Source organism: Achromobacter mucicolens, from assembly GCF_902859725.1.
GTDB classification, from domain to species: domain Bacteria; phylum Pseudomonadota; class Gammaproteobacteria; order Burkholderiales; family Burkholderiaceae_B; genus Achromobacter; species Achromobacter mucicolens.
Map to the genome: position 1 here is coordinate 144,502 of NZ_CADIJP010000004.1, position 18,868 is coordinate 163,369.

The window sequence follows — 18,868 nt, forward strand, 5'->3', positions numbered from 1 at the left end:
GATCCTTCCAAACCAAGGAGACCGATATGGCCGATCATGTGATCAAGGTGCTGAACAAACTCATCGAAACGTCGAAGAACGGCGAGAAGGGCTTCGCTTCGGCGGCCGAGGACGCGAAGGCTCCCGAGTTGCAGGAACTCTTTCGCAACCGCTCCCGTGATTGCGCCGCCGGCGCCGCGGAATTGCAAGCGCTCGTGGCGCAGATGGGCGGCGAGCCCGAAGACAGCGGCACGGTGGCTGGCGCCATGCACCGTGGCTGGACCAACATTAAGGCAGCGGTTTCCAGCCGCACCGACCTGACGCTGCTCGAGGAATGCGAAAAAGGCGAGGACGTGGCCAAGGCGGACTACGACAAGGCGCTGAAGGAAACGCTGCCGGAAAACGTGCGCGCCATCGTCGAACGCCAATACCAGGGCGTGCTGCACAACCACGACCAGATCCGCGACCTGCGTAACCGCTACCGCGCCACGACGTAAGCGTCGCACTGCGAACCAGGCAGTTCGTGATACGCCGCCTGCCCGATGCAAAATGCACGGGCAGGCGGCGCGCCCTTGCCGGGCTATCGCATCAGTTCGGCATAAACGCGCTTGAACAAGGCAAAGCGCTCCTTCAGCCCTGCCAGTCCCCCGTTGATGCGCCGCGTAATCCGGGCAAAGTCTTCCAGATCGTCGTCATGGGTCCGGTCGTCGGCCAACTCATTCAACCCGCGCGACTGCCAATACCACCCCGCGCTCAGCGCCGCCCATTTCGGGTCGGCCAGCAACTCGGGCGCGTTGACCAGGTCCACGCCCATCGCATCGCCCGCCGAATCGTAATTGCTGCGTCCCGTCAGCTGGATGATGCCTCGTCCGCGATATCGGTAACCATCGTTGCTTAGCGCATCGCCATTGCCCATCCGGTTTGCATAAACCAGATTCGCGAGTCCCTGCGGATTATTCACGTAGGGCATCGCGGACGCTTCATCCGGAAATCGTTTGGGCCACACCTTGGTCAACCGCGCGGCGGTTGAGAAATTAAGGTTCTCCTCGATCCGGTTGTATTGGCTGGATTCATAGCCCGTCTGCGCCAGAAAGCTCGCCAGACGGTCAGGAGTTTCAATTTCGTATTTCTGAAACGCGGGCGCCAACGCTTGCGCCCACTCGGCGGGGGCGTTGCAGTTGGGAAACACGCGTTGAAGTTGTTCGGAACTCAGCATGGCGGTTCCTCTGCTTGCTTAAAGGTTCGTGCCGCCCGAGCGATAACGTCGCGTGCCCGATTTTCACGACGATCCGGGGCCGGTCAATGATTGTGAGCCTGCCGGGAAAACCGTCCATACCTCAAATTGCGTACACGCGCCGCCCCGAGCTTGCGCTTCCATGCCGTGGACGCGGGAAACAATTTATGACACACTCAGATATTTTTGGATACGTTCTTACTTTCTCGTCAATCAACCGACACCACGACCATGAATCGATCGACCAAGAATATGCTGAAACTCGCTGTTGCCTGCGCCGCCGTCCTGGCGGCAACCGGATGCGCGAAAGTTCCGCTGGCTTCCGCAGAAGATAATCAAAAGGCTAAAACCTTTGCGGCGCCGGACGCCGGAAAATCCGGACTGTTTGTTTATCGCGACAGTTATGCGGGCAAGGCATTGAAGAAAGACGTGTATATCAATGGCAACTGCCTGGGCGAAACTGCCGACCGGGTTTTTTTCTACACCCAGGTCGAAGGCGACAAACAGCATAAGGTGTCGACCGAATCGGAATTCTCGCCAAACGATCTGCTGCTGACCATGGAATCCGGCAAAAACTATTTTGTCCGTCAGTTCATCAAGCTGGGCGTGTTTGTGGGCGGCGCTGGCGTTGAACAGGTGTCCGAAGAGGAAGGCAAACGCGTGATCTCCAAGCCCGAAGTGAAGCTGGCCGTCGAAGGACAATGCGGCTAGGCAGTGCGGCCTCCCGCGCCAGGACCGAGTCCTTCGCGTCCCACGCGGGAGCTTGACACCTTCCCCCTGCCCCCGGGAACATACGCCATTCACCCGGGGAGCGCGTCCCCGCGCAACATCCGCCCGGCATGCCGCATTCCCATCTGACTCCCCTCGCCCACCACGCCCAGGACCTTCTGTCCGCCGTCCGCCGTGACGCGCCGCTGGTGCAGTGCCTGACCAACTTCGTTTCCATGAATTACGCGGCCAACGCCGTGCTGGCGATCGGGGCGTCACCCGCCATGGTGCATGCCGAAGAAGAGGCCCCTGAATTCGCCGGAATCGCCGGCGCGGTCGTCATCAATATCGGCACGCTCTCCTCGCCGTGGCTGCAAAGCATGCTGCTGACGGCCAAGGCCGCCGCGCACGCGGGTACGCCCTGGGTGCTTGATCCGGTCGCACACCACGCCACCGCCTTTCGCCGTGACGCCATCCAGCGTCTGCTGGACCTCAAGCCGGCCATCATCCGCGGCAACGCATCCGAGATCATTGCGCTGGCCGGCGGCCTCAGCTCGGGCAAAGGCGTGGACGCGCGCGACGCCGTGGCGCATGCCGAGCAGTCTGCCCGGGACATCGCCACGCAGCGCCAGACGGTGGTGGCGGTGACGGGCGAAACCGATTACGTGACGGACGGCGCACGCGCCGTACACATCACGGGCGGCTCGCCGCTGATGCCGCGCGTGACCGCCACCGGGTGCGCGCTTAGCGCGGTGGTCGGGGCGTTTGCCGCGGTATCGCGCAATGACGCGTTTGCCGCGGCCGTGGCCGCGCTGTCGTGCTTCGGCATTGCGGGCCAGCGCGCCGCTTTGCATTCCGACGGCCCGGGATCGTTCGCATGGCGGTTCCTGGATGCGCTGGCCGCGCTGGAAGCGGATTGCCTGACGCGCGAGTCTCCCCTGCGTTGATTTGGCCCCGTGCATGTCACGGGTAGGTCACACACCGTCCCCAAAATTCTTTCCTTCAACACGGAGGAAAGACGGTGAAGCCACACCTACGCAAGATCTATGCAGTCACCGCCAGCTTTGCGCTGGTAGCCGGTTTGTCTGCCTGCGGCGGCGATGACGATGACGACGACACTGCCGTGCCCGAGAGGCCGCCGCAGGCCAGCGTGCCGCAAGGCGCCACGCTGGACGTCGCGATTCTGGGCACCACGGACCTGCATGCGAACGTGCTCGGTTATGACTATTACAAGCTTGCCGAAGACAAGAGCTACGGCATGGACCGTACAGCCACGCTGATCGCCAATGCGCGCAAGCAGCACCCGAACACGCTGCTGTTCGACAACGGCGACACGGTGCAGGGCACGGCGCTGTCGGACTATCAAGCGCTGGTGTCGCCGGTGCAGTGTTCCGACATGATCGCGATCTACAAGCAGATGAAGCTGCTGTCGTACGACGCGGCCACGATGGGCAACCACGAGTTCAACTATGGCCTGCCCTATCTGTCGCAGATCACCAATGTGGACTTCGGGCTGGCCGGCATCGGCAAGGGCACGGCGCAGACGAACCCGGCGGGCGCCAAGGATTGCGTTGCCCCGGCATTCCCGTTCGTGTCGGCCAACGTTGTCTCGGCAGCCTCCAAGCAGCCGATCTTCAAGCCGTACGTGCTGCTGGAAAAGACCTTCAAGGCGACCGACACCACCGGCAAGTCCATCGACGTGCCCCTCAAGGTGGGCGTGATCGGCTTTGCGCCGCCGCCCATCATGCAATGGGACAAGGCCAATCTGGAAGGCCACGTGGAAGTCACGGGCTGGAAGGAGACCGCGGCGCGCTATGTGCCGGAGATGAAGGCCGCGGGCGCGGACCTGGTGGTGGCGCTGGCGCACGGCGGCATCGACCTGGCCACGGCCTACAGCCCCGACATGGAGAACGGCGCGGGCTATCTCAGCCAGGTGGCGGGCATCGATGCGCTCATCACGGGGCACCAACATCTGCTCTTTCCCGACACGAACGCCAAGTCGCAGTTCGCCGGGCAGCCGGGCGTCGAACTGGAAAAGGGCTTGATCAACGGCGTGCCCACCGTGCAAGCTGGCCAATGGGGCAACAACCTGGGCCAGATCACGCTCAAGCTGGCGTATGACCAGGGCTGGAAGGTGCAGAAGGACGCCACGCAGGTGCAGCGCATCTCGACAAGGCTGACCGCGCAAAGCGGATCCACGCCCGCGACCTACGTCGCGCCTGACTCGGCCGCGCAGCAGCTGGTGCAGGCCGAGCACGCCGCGACCATCGACTACGTGAAGACCCCGATCGGCCAAAGCCAGTTCGACATGGCCACGTACTACGCGCTGGCGGGCGACGTGTCCGCGCTGCAGATCGTGAACATGGCGCAGATCGACTACCTGTCCGACTACATTGCCAAGAACAGTCCGTCGTACGCGGCCCTGCCGATCCTGTCGGCCGCAGCGCCGTTCAAGGGCGGCCGCAACGGTCCCGGAGACTTCACGTATGTGAAGCAAGGCAACGTCGCCATCAACAACGCGGCCGACCTGTACCTGTACCCGAACACGCTGCAAGTGGTGCGTGTCAGCGGCGACATCGTGCGCCAGTGGCTGGAGAAGACGGCCGAGCAGTTCAAGCAGATCGACCCCGCACAGGTCGCGCCGCAGGACCTGATCGACACCGGCTTTCCCACGTTCAACTTCGACGTGCTGTATGCGGCGGGCAACGCGCTGCGGTATGAAATCGACGTGACGCAGCCGAAGGGCTCGCGCATCACGGCGCTGACGTACAACGGCGCGCCGCTGGACCTGACCGCGCAGTTCCTGGTGGTGACCAACAATTACCGCGCCAGCGGTGGCGGCGATTTCCCGGGTTTGGCCGGCGGCAAGGGCGACATCGTGCTGCAAGCGCCGGATGCCAGCCGCGACGTGTTGATCGCCTACATCAAGAAGAACCCCACGCTCGACCTGGCCACTTTCGGGCTGGATCGCAGCTGGCGCTTCACGCAGGTGAGCGGGCTTGCCGGACCGGTGGTGTTTTCGTCGGTGCCGGGCACGCTGGCGATGGCCACGGCGCACGGCGTGACCAACGTCTCGGTGTACGACGCGACGCCGGACCCGGTGACGCAGCTGTCACGTTACGCGATTGATCTGACCCAGTAAGCGGTCGCTCACCGCCTTACCGGTAGTACACGCAGATACGCTTGCCGCCGATTTCGTGCACGTCAATCGGCAGCTCGTACAGATCGCTCAGCACGACCGGCCGGATCAGTTCGGCCGGCGTGCCGTGCCGGGCGATCCGCCCCTGACGCATCGCCACGATGCGGTCCGCGTAGCTGGATGCGAAATTGATGTCGTGCAGCACCAGCACCACCGTCTTGCCCAGTTCATCGGCTGCCCGGCGCAGCGTGCCCATCATGGCGACGGCGTGCTTCATGTCCAGGCTGTTCAGCGGCTCGTCCAGCAACACGTAGCGCGTGTCCTGGGACAGCACCATGGCCACGAACGCGCGCTGGCGCTGGCCGCCGGACATCTCGTCCAGGTAGCGACCGGCCAGCGGCTCCAGATTCAGATACGCGATGGCCTGGTCGATATGGACCTTGTCATCCATCGTCAGCCGCCCGCCCGTGTGCGGGTACCGGCCAAACGCCACCAGATCCCTGACCGTCAACCGCAGCGGCAGGTGGTTGTCCTGACGCAGGATGGCCAGGCGCCGGGCCAGTTCACGGCTGTCGGCGCGCGTCACGTCCAGGCCTTCGACCAGCACCCGCCCCGCGCTCATCGGCAACAGCCGGCTCACCATGGACAGCAAGGTGGACTTGCCCGCGCCGTTGGGCCCGATGATGGCGGTGACGCCGCCTGCCGGCAGATCCAGGCTGACATCGTCGATGACGACAGTGTCGCCGTATTGCTTGCTGACGTTCTGGATTTCTATCATCGGCGCCCCCTGCGCAGGATCAGGACGAGGAACATCACGCCGCCCACAAATTCAATCACCACGCTGACGGTGGTGTTCAGCCCAAGCACGCGCTCCAGCAACGTCTGGCCGCCGACCAGGAATATGACGCTCAGCAGCATCGCGGCCGGCACGGTGTGCCGATGCCGGTCCGACCCCATGGCGTGATACGCAAGGTTGCTGACCAGCAGGCCGAAGAACGTGACGGGCCCGACCAGCGCCGTCGACACGGACACCAGCACCGCAATGGCCGCCAATGTCAGCATGAGCGTGCGCCGGTAGTCCACGCCCAGGTTCAAGGCGATATCGCGCCCCAGCGCCAGCACGTCGTAGCGCCGGCGCATGCGCCAGATAAGGAGCGAAGCCGCGCAGACGGCCGCCAGCGCGATCGGCAGCAATTCGATGCGCACCGAATTGAAGCTGGCGAACATGCGGTCCTGCAGCACCAGGAATTCATTCGGATCGATCAGCCGGACGACGAAACTGGACAGGCTGCGAAACAGCAGTCCAAAGACGATGCCAACCAGCATCATCAGATGCAGGCTGCGCACGGCATCGGAGAACAGCCACCGGAACAGCAGGCACGCGAACGCCGTCATCGCGCACACTTCCAGGAGAAAAGCCGCAACCGGATGACTGGCGGTGGCCGCTGCCTGCCCAAAGCCGAACACCACAACCGCCTGGATCAGCAGGTACATCGCATCGAAGCCCATGATGGCCGGCGTCAGGATGCGGTTGTGGGTGATCGTCTGGAACAGCACCGAAGACACGGCCACCGCATAAGCCACCAGCAACATCGCCAGCAGCTTGCCGCCGCGAAAAGGAATGACGAATGACCACTGGCCATTGGCGCCCAGCGTCATGAAGGCCACGATGCAGAGCAGCGCAAAAGCGCCCAGCGCCGCAAGGCGCCACGTCTGCGGCGCGCGCGCGGCCAAGGGCGGTATCGAGATATCAGCCAACGCGATTGCTCCGCGTGCGCAGCAGCCACAAGAACAGAATGCTGCCCAGCACGCCCACCACCGTCCCGATCGGGATTTCGTAGGGATGGATGACCAGGCGGCCAATGATGTCGCAGGCCAGCACGAACACGCCGCCCAGCAGCGCCACCCACGGAATGGCGCGGCGCATGTTGTCGCCCAGCACCAGACTGACGGCATTGGGCACGATGAGGCCCAGGAACGGGATGCTGCCGGCCGTCACGACCACCACCGCTGAAATGGCGGAAACGATCAACAGGCCCACCAGCGTCAGCCGAGCATGATTCAGTCCCAGGTTGGACGCGAACTCGCGGCCCATGCCGGCAACCGTGTAGCGGTCGGCGGCGGCATAGGCCGCGCAGGCCAGCGCAAAGCCGATCCACAACAGTTCGTAGCGGCCGCGCAGCACGCCGGAGAAGTCGCCGGTCGTCCACGCATGCAGGGATTGCAGCAGATCGAAGCGGTACGCCACGAAGGTAGTGACCGCCTGGATCACGCCGCCCAGGATCAGCCCGATCAGCGGCACGATGAACGGCGTGCGCAGCGGCACGCGGCGCAAGAGGGCCAAGAACAGCAAGGTGCCCGCCAGCGCGAAGCCCGTGGCCGTCAGCATCTTGCCGATGACAGGCGTATCGGGCGCCAGCAGCGTGATGACCAGAATGCCGAGCGTGGCGGACTCGACGGTGCCGGCCGTCGTGGGCTCGACGAAGCGGTTGCGCACGAGCATCTGCATGATAAGGCCGGCCACGGCCAGCGCCATGCCCGCCAGCAGCAGCGCAAGCGTGCGCGGAATGCGGCTGACCATCAGCAGGCGCCACGCGCGCTCGCCCGCCTCGCCGCCGTCCCACAGCGCGGTCCACGGCATCTGGCCCGCGCCCACGCTGACGCTGGCCACGCACAACAGCAGCAATACCACCACCACGGCGGCCAGGCCGCCCCACCCGCCGATTGCGCGCCGCCAGTTCACCAGCCGCCCTTCCCGTCTTGCATGCTGCTTACTTTCCCTGCGCCAACGCCGCCGCGATCTGGTCCACGTTCTGCTGCATCGCGGTCAGGCCCGCGCTGCCCAGCAAGTACCAGTTAAAGCCGTTCAGGTACACCACGCGCTGGTTCTTCCAGGCCTTGGTCGGACGCACCAGCTCGTTGTCCAGCATGCGCTCGGCCGACACGCCCTCGCGGCCGATGGCGGCGTCGCGGTCGATGACGAACAGCCAGTCCGGATCGGTCTGGGCGATGAACTCGAACGAGATCGCCTGGCCGTGGTTCGACACGTTCAGGCCCGTCGCGGCGGGCTTGACGCCGAACGCGTCGTGAATCACGCCAAACCGCGAGCCCGGACCGTAGGCGCTCATCTTGCCGCCGGTGGTCAGCACGATCAGCGCCGTGCCAGCGTTGGCCGCCTTGCCCTTCAGCGACGCAATGGACGCGTCCAGCGCCGCCAGCTTTGCCTTCGCCTCGTCTTGTTTGCCGTACAGCGCGGCCAGCAATTCGGTGTTGCGCTTGACGCTGCCGACCAGATCCTTGGCGTCAACCGTCAGGTCGACCGTGGGCGCGATCCTGGAGAGCTCGTCGTACTTGGGCGCCGAGCGGCCCGCCACGAAGATGACCTGCGGCGCGGCGGCGTGGATGACCTCGTAGTTGGGCTCGAACATCGTGCCTGCCTTGAGGTAACGCTTGTCCGCAAACTGACTCAGGTGCGGCGGCAGCTTTGCAGCGCTGGGCACGCCCACGGGGTCTACGCCCAGCGTGTGCAAGGTATCGAGCACGGCCAGGTCCAGCACGATGGCCTTGGTTGGGTTCGACGGCACCGCGGTCTCGCCACGCGCGTGCTTGACCGGCGTGGTGGACTGCGCGGCGCAAACCGCTGCCGCGGCGCTCAGCGCCAAGGCCATGCCGGTGCGCGTTGCCCAGCGGCGGGCGGCGCCCGCCTGTTTTCCATTGTTCATGCAAACCTCTCTGTAATGGGGCGCTCTCGCGCCCCGTCAAACTCAGAACTTCACGCCCACGCCCAGCCAGTAGCGGCGGCCGTCCTCGACATAGCCGAAGTCGTCGTAGGCGACCTGTTTGTCGAACAGGTTGTAGATGCCGGCGTAGACCGACACGGTCTTGTTCACGGCGTACGAACCGCCCAGGTCCACGAAGGTGTAGGACGGGGCCACCAGCGCGTCCGAGGACGGGCCGGTCACCGGCTGGCTCTCGCGGCCGCGGAAGTTCACGCGCGCCCAGGCCTGCAGAGCGTCGGACGGCTGCCAGTTCACCGTGGTGGTGAAAAGGTGCTTGGGCAACTGGTTCAGCGGCTCGCCCTTGTATTGGCCCGACTTCTGCTCGGACTTCGTGAAGGTGTAGCTGCTAGTCATCGACCAGTCGGCCGCCAGCGGCAACTTGAGGCTGGCTTCAACGCCGCGCGACACGGCCTTGTCCACGTTCATGTAAGTGGTGGGATTCGAGCCGAACTGGTTCGGACCGTCCGTGCACTGGGTCAAGGGGCAAGCCACCCGGGTGATCTTGTCCTTGAAGTCGTTGTTGAACAGCGTGACGCCGGCGCTCACGCCTTGGCCGTCGTCATACAGCAGGCCGATTTCCTGGGTCACGGACTTTTCGGGCGTCAGGTCCGGGTTGCCGTACATGTTGCCGCCACGGCTGGTCTGGCCCCAGCCGGCCACGGTCTGGCGCAGGTCGGGCGCGCGAAAGCCCGTGGAGACGCCGCCCTTCAGGGTCCAGCGTTCGGCCATGTGCCACACGCCGTACAGGCGCGGGCTGAAATGGCTGCCGAAGTTCTCGTCCTGGTCCATGCGCAGGCCGGTCGTGACGGCGAAGCTTTCGGTCAGGCGCCATTCGTCTTCGGCGAACAATGCCCATTGATACCGTTCGACCTTGCTCGGGCCGCCGACAAGCTGGTTGCCCGTCTGATCGTTCAGGCGCTGGTTCAGGTAACTGCCGCCCAGCGTCAGCATGTGCGAACCCAGCGGCAGCGACCAGCTGGTCTGCAGGTCCAGGTTCTTGATCTTCATCTGGCGCGAGCGGTTGTCGAACTCTTCCTGCTGCACGTAGCTGTCGGACACGCCCCAGCCCCAGCGGCCGGTGTGCGACAGCGCCCACTTGCTGCTGCGGTAATCGGTTTCCGAGGACGCCGGGCAGCCCGTGCGCGGGCACGCGGTGCCGGGCGGCAGCGGCTCGACCGTCTTGCCCAGGGTGTCCTGGAACTTCTGGCGCATCGTGGTCGCTTCCAGCACGATGTCGTGATCGCGGTTGGGCGTGAGCGCCAGCTTGGCGGTCACGCTTTCGGCATTGCGCTTGCGAAAGCCGTTGTAGATGTCGTCTTCGTCGCGCTGCGTGGCCTGGCCGTAGATCTGCAGGCCCAGCAGGTCGTTCTTGATCGGGCCGGCCAGGTAGAAATTGCCCTGGTAGATGTCGCCCGACTTGCTGCTTTCCTGGATGGTCGTATCCATGCGGATTTCGCCATGCCATTCTTCAGGCACCTTGCGCGTGATGATGTTGATCACCCCGCCCATGGCGTCCGAGCCGTACAGCGACGACATGGGCCCGCGCACGACTTCAATGCGCTCGATGGCCGAGAGCGGCGGCGTCCAGCCGCCTTCGACGCCCGTCGAATCCGAATTGGTGCGGGTTTCGCGCGAGTTCTGGCGCTTACCGTCGATCAGGATCAGCGTGTACTTCGGCCCCATGCCGCGCAGGCTGATGTCCTGGCGGTCGCCGCCGCCCGTGACGATGACGCCGGGGACTTCCACCAGCGCGTCGTTCAAGTCGCGGTAGAACTTCTTGTCCAGATCTTCGCGCGTGATCACGCTGATCGAGGCGGGCGCATCCTGGATGCGCTGCTCGAAGCCGCTGGCGGTCACGACCACCGTGTCCATCGTCGTGGTGGCGTCCGCGGCCTGGGCCCAGACCGCTTGTGGCGCAATGCCGAAACCCGCGGCGCACAAGGCGGCGGCCAGTTGCGTGCGCGACGCGGCGATGCGCTGGCCCGTGGCCACTTCTTTCCTGCTCATGATTCCAACTTCTCCCGTCCCCGGTTTGCTCCGCGCCCCACGCGCGGCGTTACGCCGGCTCCCACTTATTAATGAAAACCATTCTCATATTAGAATTGGGGCTTGCAGCACGCGGCAACACGCTTTCCGCAACTTTTATCTTCTTTGCACTTCTTGACACTGCGCCGTGCACCCTTCGGCCAAACTGCCGGATGCACGACGCCCAACACGCATGCTCTTGAATCATTCAGCGGTGGCGCGCCGCATCCTGCTCATCGACGACGACGTCGAACTGGCGCAGATGCTGCGCGAATACCTGGAACCGAATCAGTGCCAGCTCACGCTGGCGCACACCCGCTCGCAAGGCCAGACCCTGCTGGCGCAGGACGACTTTGACCTCGTGCTCCTGGACCTCATGCTGCCCGACGGCAATGGTCTGGACCTGCTCAAGCACTACCGCCAGCGCTCACGGCGCCCCGTCATCATGTTCACGGCGCACGGCGGCGAGACCGACCGCGTATTGGGGCTGGAATTCGGCGCCGACGATTACCTGGCCAAGCCGTTCAGCCCACGCGAACTGAAGGCCCGCATCACGGCCGTGCTGCGCCGCTTCGAGCAAGCCCCCGCCCCCGCCAGCCCGTCGCTGAGCCTGGGCGCGCTCTCGCTGGATCCGGCCACGGGCCGCGCGCGCCTGGGCGGGGACGAGGTCATGCTGACCGGCGCGGAACAGCGCATCCTGGAAATCCTCATGCGCGCGCCCGGCCAGGTGATCGCACGCGACCAGATCGGCCTGTATGCGCTGGGCCGCACCCCAGACCGGTACGACCGCAGCATCGACACGCACATCAGCAGCCTGCGCAAGAAGCTGCGCCTGGATCAACACGCCGACATGCTGTCCATCCGGAATCTGCGCGGGCTGGGCTACGTGCTGGCGGGCGCCGCGTGATGACGCTGCTGCCCGCCCGCTCGCTCTTCTGGCGCGCATTCCTGACGTTCTGGGGCGCCATGGCGGTCATCCTGGTCTGCGGCATGGTGCTGACCGCCAGCGTGGCCTGGTACCGCTTCAATTCTCTGGATGGCCTGAACCCGGGCAACCTCACGCGCGACGCGGCGCAGGTGGCGCGCACACAGGGCGAAGGGGGCCTGGCGCGCTGGGTCCGCGCCATGGACGACAACTACTCGGCGCTGAAGATCTACATCATGGATGCAGAGGACCGGGACATCCTGGGCAGGCGCCTGCCCACGCGGCTGCACGACTGGCTGGTCGCGTACCGCGCGGGACCCGACCGGGCGACGCAGTCCGACTATGCGCCGGCCGATCCCGCGGGCGAGCGCGTCTCCTGGTGGGAACCCCAGACGCTGATGCTGCCGGACGGCTCGGAAATGCTGATGCTGTTCCTGCCATTTGACTCGTCGCGCTGGGAGGTGCTGGCGTTGTCGCCCGTCGCGCTCGCGCTGCTGCTGTTCGCGCTGGCGGTCACCGCTCCCTTTTGCTGGGCGCTGACCCGCCACATCACCGCGCCGCTCGCGCAACTGCGCCAGGCCACGCATGCTTTGGCCGCGGGACGCCTGGACACACACACCCCGGCCAAGCTTGCCACGCGCAAGGACGAGCTCGGCCTCTTGGCGCGCGACTTCGACGCAATGGCCGTGCGCCTGAAGGCGCTGGTCGATACGCGCGAGCAGCTCCTGCATAACGTCGCGCACGAACTCCGCTCGCCGCTTGCGCGCCTGCGCCTGGCCTCGGAACTGGCGCGGCGCAACGACGAACGGCGCGATCTGCAACTGGACCGCATCGAACGCGAATGCGAACGCCTGGACGCGCTGGTGGGCAACACGTTGCGGCTAGCCCGCGTGGGCGCGCTGCCCGTGCCCACCGAACCGCTGGATCTGTCGGAAGTCGTATCGGGCGTGGTGGACGACGCGCGCTACGAGGCGGAGGGCCGGCGCCTGCGCATCGATTGGGAAACGCCGGCGCCCATCCTGATCGCCGCCGACCGCGCCAGCCTGGCCAGCGCGATCGAGAACGTGTTGCGCAACGCCCTGCGCTACGCGCCCGCCGAAAGCGTCATACGCGTACGCTTGCTGACCAGCGCCACCGAGGCAAGCCTTGAGATCGAAGACCGCGGTCCGGGCGTCGCCACGCAGGAACTCGCGTCGTTGTTCGAGCCCTTCTATCGCGCGGGATCGGCCGCCGCCGCCAACACGTCAGGCGGCGGCGCGGGGCTGGGCCTGTCGATTGCGCAAGCCGCAATCGCCGCGCACAAGGGAACGATATCGGCCCGCAACGTGGCGCCGCACGGCCTGAGCGTGCGCATGGACCTGCCGCTGCTGACAACGCCGCCGGCCTGACACGGCGGGCACGGCGCCCGGGTCGAGGACGTGGCGGTCAGTCCGCGTCGGCCAGGATGGCTGCGGGCAACCGGGGCAACACCCGCATGGCATTGGCGGTCGTCGCGTGCGCCACCTGCCCCGGCGTGATGCCGCGCAGCTCCGCCAGCACCTCGGCAATGCGCGCCAATTCGCCAGGCCGATTGCGGCGGTTAGGCTCGTGCAGCCAGGCGGGCGGAATGTCGGGCGCGTCGGTCTCCAGCACCAGATGCTCCAGCCCGACGTCCACCGCGTGCCGGCGAATCTGCAGCGCGCGCTCGAACGTCATCGCGCCGCCCATCCCCAGCGCGAATCCATGATCGATGAAGGCCTGCGCCTGCTGGGCGCTGCCATTGAACGCGTGCGCAATGCCGCCGATGCGCGGATGGCGGCGCAGGTACTTCAGCAGGATGTCCTGGGATTTGCGCACGTGCAATAGCACCGGCAGGTCAAATTCGACGGCCATGTCCAGCTGGGCGGCGTAGAAGCGCTCCTGGCGCTCGCGCGGCGCGCCGGAGGCAATTTCCGGCACGAAGAAATCCAGTCCGATTTCGCCGATGGCGACAAAGCGCGGATCGCCAAGCGATGCCTTGATCGCCTCGCGCAACGCGTCCAGATCGGCGTCGTCAGCGCGTTGGACGTACAAGGGATGAATGCCCAGCGCGTAGGCGCCGCCGGCGATGCTGGCGGCCAGGTCACGCACGATGGCGAAGTTGGCCCGTTCGATGGCCGGGATCACAATGGCCTGGACGTCGGCGCGGGCGGCGTGGTCCGCGACCTCGGTGCGGTCGGCGTCGAATTCAGGGGCGTCCAGGTGGCAGTGGGTGTCGATGAGCATGGGCGTGTCCTCCGAATGCGGATTATCCGCCCGCGGCCGCCGCGCGGGCCAGCGACCGGCGGCTTTCGCTGCGGACCGGGCTAGCCGGACACCAGGCGGCCGTTTTCCATCAGCAACTGACGGTCGGCGCGGGCGGCAAGTTCGGGATCGTGCGTCACGATCGCAAATGCCGTGCCCGATTCCTGGTTCACCCGGGTCAGCAGTTCGAACATGTTGTGGGCGGTGTGCCGATCCAGGTTGCCCGTGGGCTCGTCGGCCAGCACGCACACCGGTCGCGTCACCAGGGCACGCGCCAGCGCCACCCGCTGGCGTTCGCCGCCCGACAACTGCCCCGGAAAGTGGCCCTCGCGGGCCGACAGGCCCACCAGGCCCAGGACCTCGCGCGCGGCCTCACGCGCCTTGTCGCGGTTCTCGCGGCGCACGATCAGCGGCATCGCCACGTTGTCCAGCGCCGAAAACTCCGCCAGCAGATGGTGGAATTGGTAGACAAAGCCCAGGCTGCGGTTGCGAACAGCGCTTTTCCGCGATTCGGACAGCCCCACGCCCAACTGGCCATCCACGGTGACCGAACCGCTGGTGGGCACGTCGAGCAGGCCAAGGATATGCAGCAAGGTGCTCTTGCCGGATCCCGAGGCGCCCACGATGGCGACCATCTCGCCGCGCGCGACGGACAGGCTGACATTGCTGAGCACTTCGATGCGGGCGGGGCCTTCGTCATAGACCTTGACGATGTTCTCGGCCTGCAGCGCCGGGGTGGCGCCGGCCAGGGGCGTGTGCGTCGGGGAATCAATCATGGCGCAGCACCTGTGCGGGTTGCAGACGCGAGGCGCGCCAGCTCGGATACAAGGTCGCCAGCAAGGACAGCACCAGCGAGGTCACGCCGATGGTGACGATGTCGCCCACCTGGGGATCGGACGGCAGCGCGCTGATGAAATAGATCTCGCGCGGCAGGAAGTGCACGCCCAGCATGCGCTCGATGAACGGCACGATCACATCGACGTTGTAGGCGATGGCGATGCCGCCGGCCACACCCAGCAAGGTGCCGATCACGCCGATCAGCGCGCCTTGCACCAGGAAGATGCGGGCCACTTCGCCCGGCCCCGCGCCCAGCGTGCGCAGGATGGCGATATCCGATTGCTTGTCCTTGACGGCCATGACCAGCGAGGACAGCAGGTTGAACGCGGCCACGGCCACGATCAGCGCCAGGATCAGGAACATCATCCGCTTTTCGGTCTGGACCGCGGCAAACCAGGTGCGGTTGTTGCGCGACCAGTCGCTGGCCATGACATAGGGCGGCAGGACGTTGCGCAGCTCGGCCGCCACCTCGGGCGCCTTCTGCATGTCGGCGATGCGCAGGCGCACGCCGGCGGTGCCGCTTTCGCGGAAGACGCGCGCGGCGTCTTCGTTATCGACGAAAGCCAGCGAGGAATCGTATTCATAGTGGCCGGACGAGAACACGCCCACCACGGTGAACTGACGCATGCGCGGCGCAAATCCAGCCGGGCTGATCGAGCCCTGGGGAGCCATCATCAGCAGCGTGTCGCCCACCTTGACGCCCATGCCGTCGGCCAGTTCATTGCCCAGCACCACGCCGAAGCCGCCGGGTTTCAGGTCTGTCAGCTTGCCCGACACCATTTGCCGGGGCAGGTCCGACACATTGCCCTCGGTGGCCGGATCGATGCCGCGCACCTGGACGCCGCGCAGCGCCTGGCCCCTGACCAGCATGCCCTGCGCCGCGACGAAGGGCGCGCCCGCCTTGACCTCGGGGTTGCGCTCGGCGGCGGTGGCAAATTGTTGCCACTGCTCCAGCACCCGTTCGGGCGACGCGCCGGGCAGGTAGAGTTCGATGTGCGGCAGCACCGACAGCATGCGGTCGCGCACTTCTTTCTGAAAGCCGTTCATCACGGACAACACCACGATCAGGGCGGCGACGCCCAGCGCGATGCCCGCCATGGAGCTGGCGGCGATGAAGGAGATGAAGCGATCGCGGCGGCCGCGTCGCTGGCGGATACGGGCAAGACCCGCATAGCGGGCGCCGATCCATAGTTCGTAGGGTATTTTCAGCACGTGCGCATTATTGCATTAACCGTCCGCAAATCGCCGCGCGGATGTGCGGATCCTAGACCAGCCGTGACAACGTATGGCAATTCCTGGCGGCGCTAAGTTCCCCATGCCGCCGCGGACTACAATCGCGGCCATGCTGATCGTCATTCCGGGCGCGTTGCCCGCCCTTCCCGTCGCCGCCGAACTGGCCAAGCTCCTGCCCGAGCGCGCGCCCACCCTGCACGGCTGGCTGCAGGCCGCAACTGCCCGTCCGCAGGCCTACGACCTGCGCGCGCACGGCTGCACAGCCTTCGAATCCTGGCAACTTGCGCGCGCGGGGTACGCCGCCGAGCCCGGCCTGCTGCAAAGCGCGGGCCTTGGCCCGCTGCTGGCCGCAGAACAATCCCGTGCCTCGCCGCAAGAGCCCGTCTGGCTTTGCGAACTGGTGCATCTTGCCCTGGGCGCGGACCAGGCCTCGTTGCTGGATCCCGCGTCGATGGACCTGACCGGACCGGAATCGGCCGCCCTGCTCGAGACCGCCCGCCCCCTCTTTGACGGCACCGGCTTCTCGGTCGAGCCGCTTTCGCCCCAGCGGTGGCGCCTGCACCTGCCGGCGGACCTGCGCCCCCAGACGGCCAGCCCGGCGGCCGTGGCCGGAAAGCGCCTGAACGACTGGTGGCGCCAGGATGCTGAAGCGCGTCCGTGGCGGCGCTTGCTCAATGAAATCCAGATGGCGTGGCACGAGCACCCCGTCAACGACGACCGGGCCGCGCGCGGCCTGCCGCCCGTGAACGCCCTGTGGCTGTATGGCGGCGGCACGCCCTGGACGGCGGCGCCAGCCTCCCCGGCCCAGGTGCTGACGGAACTGGACGCGCCGCAACGCGCCGGCGACTGGGCCGCCTGGCTCGACGCGCTGGCTGACCTGGACGCGCGCCATCTGCGCCCGCTGGCGGCCGCCAAAGGCTTGCCCTCCACGCCCATCGAACTGCTGCTGCTGGGCGATGACCGCCAGGCTGCCCTTGACCTGAAACCGCGCGGGGGCCTGCTTGGCTTGCTGCCCGCGCCCAAGAAGAACTGGAGCGCCTGGTGGTCTCACCCCGCTTAACGATCCGTCCGGCCAACCTGGCCGCCTGCCAAATCCTCGAATCCTCCGGCGTCCATCCGCTGCTGGCCCGCCTGTGGGCCGCGCGTGGAGTGACCCATCCCGACCAGACCCGCCTCGCCTGGCCGTCCCTGCTGCCGCCGGCGGGTCTAACGCACTCGGCGCACGCCGCCGCCGTCCTGGCCGACGCCATCCAGGCGGGCAAGAAGCTGCTGATCGTGGCCGACTACGATTGCGACGGCGCCACCGCCTGCGCGGTCGGCCTGCGCGCGCTGTCGGCCATGGGCGCGGATGTCGACTTCCTGGTGCCCAACCGGTTCGAAACCGGCTACGGCTTGTCGCCCGCCGTGGTCGAGCTGGCCTGCCGCCACCGCGCCGGCAAGCCCGACATCATCATCACCGTGGACAACGGCATCGCCAGCGTCGACGGCGTGGCCGCGGCCAACGCCGCGGGCATCGGCGTCGTCATCACCGATCACCACCTGCCGGGCGACACCCTGCCCGACGCGCTGGCGATCGTGAATCCCAACCAGCCGGGCTGCGGCTTTCCGTCCAAGAACCTGGCCGGCGTGGGCGTCATCTTCTACATGATGCTGGCGCTGCGCGCCGAACTGCGCCGCCGCGGCGTGTATGCCCCCGACGGCGGGCCGCGCCTGGATGCGCTGTCCGACCTGGTTGCGCTGGGCACCGTGGCCGACGTGGTCAAGCTCGATGCCAACAACCGCCTGCTGGTCACGCAAGGCCTGCAGCGCATGCGCAGCGGCCGCCTGCAGCCGGGGCTGCGCGCGCTCTTCGCCGTCGCCGGCCGCGAGCCGCGCAGCGCCAACGGCTTCGACCTGGGTTTCGCGCTGGGTCCGCGCATCAACGCCGCGGGCCGCCTGGCCGACATGAGCCTGGGCATCGCCTGCCTGACCACCGACGACGAGGCGCAGGCGCTGGAAATGGCGCGTGAATTGGACAACATCAACCGCGAACGCCGCACGATCGAAGCCGAGATGCGCGAGCAGGCGCTGGCCGCCATGGAAGCGCCCGACGCCGCCGCAGGCGCGACCGTCTGCGTGTTCGACCCGGGCTGGCACCAGGGCGTCGTGGGGCTGGTCGCCTCGCGCCTGAAAGAAAAATTCTGGCGCCCCACCCTCGCCTTCGCGCCCGCGGGCGACGACGAGATCCGCGGCTCTGGCCGATCGATCCCCGACGTGCACCTGCGCGACGCGCTGGACTTGGTGTCCAAGCGCCATCCCAACCTGATCCGCAAGTTCGGCGGCCACGCGATGGCAGCCGGATTAACGCTGGGCAAGGCCGATTTCCCTGCCTTCGCCCCCGCCTTCGACGCCGCGGTGCGCGAACTCACCGGACGCGACACCTTCGAACCCGTCATCGAAACCGACGGCTCGCTGGAAACCGGCTACGCCAACGCCGACGTGGCCGGCATGCTTCAACAGCAGGTGTGGGGTGCCGGCTTTGCCGCCCCCCTGTTCCTGGACGAATTCACCGTGCGCAACCAGCGGCTGGTCGGCGAGAAGCACCTGAAGCTGTCCCTTGAACGCGGACACCAACGCTTCGACGCCATCTGGTTCGGCCACGACCAATCGCTGCCGGAACATATCCAGGCGGCGTACCGCCTGGAACAAAACGTCTGGAATGGCATGGTGTCGGTGCAACTGGTCATCGAACACGCCGGGTAATGCGC

The 18,868-nt window shown here is 66.4% G+C and carries 17 protein-coding genes; 8 read left to right on the forward strand and 9 right to left on the reverse strand.

Annotated features, from left to right (window positions below; translation table 11 throughout):
- Positions 1 to 26 precede the first annotated feature (26 nt).
- Positions 27 to 476: a PA2169 family four-helix-bundle protein gene (locus HV786_RS05980; protein WP_128828477.1), complete on the forward strand. Its 450-nt coding sequence runs from the start codon at positions 27 to 29 to the stop codon at positions 474 to 476.
- Positions 477 to 559: 83 nt separating this feature from the next.
- Here HV786_RS05980 and HV786_RS05985 read toward each other — a convergent pair whose 3' ends face one another.
- Positions 560 to 1,195 (reverse strand): glycoside hydrolase family 19 protein, encoded by a 636-nt coding sequence (locus tag HV786_RS05985; RefSeq protein WP_128828478.1) that lies wholly within the window; start codon positions 1,193 to 1,195, stop codon positions 560 to 562.
- Between the two features lie 249 nt (positions 1,196 to 1,444).
- On the opposite strand from HV786_RS05985, the gene HV786_RS05990 reads away from it, so the two are divergent.
- The 3 genes from HV786_RS05990 (at position 1,445) to HV786_RS06000 (ending at position 5,063) form a co-directional block, all read left to right on the forward strand.
- Positions 1,445 to 1,924: a DUF2846 domain-containing protein gene (locus HV786_RS05990; protein ID WP_252870165.1), complete on the forward strand. Its 480-nt coding sequence runs from the start codon at positions 1,445 to 1,447 to the stop codon at positions 1,922 to 1,924.
- A gap of 128 nt (positions 1,925 to 2,052) precedes the next feature.
- Complete coding sequence (gene thiM / locus HV786_RS05995) at positions 2,053 to 2,868, forward strand: hydroxyethylthiazole kinase (RefSeq protein WP_128828479.1); 816 nt, start codon at positions 2,053 to 2,055, stop codon at positions 2,866 to 2,868.
- A 74-nt stretch (positions 2,869 to 2,942) separates the two neighbouring features.
- Entirely contained in the window at positions 2,943 to 5,063 is a 2,121-nt protein-coding gene (locus HV786_RS06000) for a 5'-nucleotidase C-terminal domain-containing protein (protein WP_128828480.1), read from the forward strand.
- 16 nt (positions 5,064 to 5,079) lie between these two features.
- Here the strand turns inward: HV786_RS06000 and HV786_RS06005 are convergent, their stop codons facing one another.
- The 5 genes from HV786_RS06005 to HV786_RS06025 are packed head-to-tail and all read right to left on the reverse strand — an operon-like array spanning position 5,080 to position 10,846.
- Positions 5,080 to 5,838 (reverse strand): iron ABC transporter ATP-binding protein, encoded by a 759-nt coding sequence (locus tag HV786_RS06005; RefSeq protein ID WP_128828481.1) that lies wholly within the window; start codon positions 5,836 to 5,838, stop codon positions 5,080 to 5,082.
- Positions 5,835 to 6,809: an iron chelate uptake ABC transporter family permease subunit gene (locus HV786_RS06010; protein WP_476691490.1), complete on the reverse strand. Its 975-nt coding sequence runs from the start codon at positions 6,807 to 6,809 to the stop codon at positions 5,835 to 5,837. The genes HV786_RS06005 and HV786_RS06010 overlap by 4 nt, the downstream gene beginning before the upstream one ends.
- A 1-nt stretch (position 6,810) precedes the next feature.
- Positions 6,811 to 7,803: an ABC transporter permease gene (locus HV786_RS06015; RefSeq protein WP_128828482.1), complete on the reverse strand. Its 993-nt coding sequence runs from the start codon at positions 7,801 to 7,803 to the stop codon at positions 6,811 to 6,813.
- A 28-nt stretch (positions 7,804 to 7,831) separates the two neighbouring features.
- Positions 7,832 to 8,782, reverse strand: a complete 951-nt coding sequence (locus HV786_RS06020; protein WP_128828483.1) for a siderophore ABC transporter substrate-binding protein — start codon at positions 8,780 to 8,782, stop codon at positions 7,832 to 7,834.
- Between the two features lie 42 nt (positions 8,783 to 8,824).
- Positions 8,825 to 10,846 (reverse strand): ligand-gated channel protein, encoded by a 2,022-nt coding sequence (locus tag HV786_RS06025; RefSeq protein WP_128828484.1) that lies wholly within the window; start codon positions 10,844 to 10,846, stop codon positions 8,825 to 8,827.
- 211 nt (positions 10,847 to 11,057) lie between these two features.
- Between HV786_RS06025 and HV786_RS06030 the strand changes: the two genes are divergently transcribed.
- Together HV786_RS06030 and HV786_RS06035 are read left to right on the forward strand one after the other, a co-directional pair.
- Entirely contained in the window at positions 11,058 to 11,771 is a 714-nt protein-coding gene (locus HV786_RS06030; RefSeq protein WP_062840754.1) for a response regulator transcription factor, read from the forward strand.
- Positions 11,771 to 13,177 (forward strand): HAMP domain-containing sensor histidine kinase, encoded by a 1,407-nt coding sequence (locus HV786_RS06035; protein ID WP_128828485.1) that lies wholly within the window; start codon positions 11,771 to 11,773, stop codon positions 13,175 to 13,177. The genes HV786_RS06030 and HV786_RS06035 overlap by 1 nt, the downstream gene beginning before the upstream one ends.
- 37 nt (positions 13,178 to 13,214) lie before the next feature.
- Here the strand turns inward: HV786_RS06035 and HV786_RS06040 are convergent, their stop codons facing one another.
- From HV786_RS06040 to HV786_RS06050, 3 genes are all read right to left on the reverse strand, one after another.
- A complete protein-coding gene (locus HV786_RS06040; RefSeq protein ID WP_128828486.1) occupies positions 13,215 to 14,033 on the reverse strand; it encodes a TatD family hydrolase in 819 nt (272 codons plus the stop codon).
- Between the two features lie 80 nt (positions 14,034 to 14,113).
- Positions 14,114 to 14,827, reverse strand: a complete 714-nt coding sequence (locus HV786_RS06045) for an ABC transporter ATP-binding protein (protein ID WP_128828487.1) — start codon at positions 14,825 to 14,827, stop codon at positions 14,114 to 14,116.
- Positions 14,820 to 16,100 (reverse strand): lipoprotein-releasing ABC transporter permease subunit, encoded by a 1,281-nt coding sequence (locus HV786_RS06050; protein WP_056318935.1) that lies wholly within the window; start codon positions 16,098 to 16,100, stop codon positions 14,820 to 14,822. Before HV786_RS06050 ends, HV786_RS06045 begins: the two co-directional genes overlap by 8 nt.
- Before the next feature lie 130 nt (positions 16,101 to 16,230).
- Between HV786_RS06050 and HV786_RS06055 the strand changes: the two genes are divergently transcribed.
- Entirely contained in the window at positions 16,231 to 17,181 is a 951-nt protein-coding gene (locus tag HV786_RS06055; RefSeq protein ID WP_175210293.1) for a hypothetical protein, read from the forward strand.
- Positions 17,163 to 18,863, forward strand: coding sequence for a single-stranded-DNA-specific exonuclease RecJ (gene recJ / locus HV786_RS06060; RefSeq protein ID WP_175210295.1), 1,701 nt, complete (start codon positions 17,163 to 17,165; stop codon positions 18,861 to 18,863). The genes HV786_RS06055 and recJ overlap by 19 nt, the downstream gene beginning before the upstream one ends.
- Positions 18,864 to 18,868: the final 5 nt, after the last annotated feature.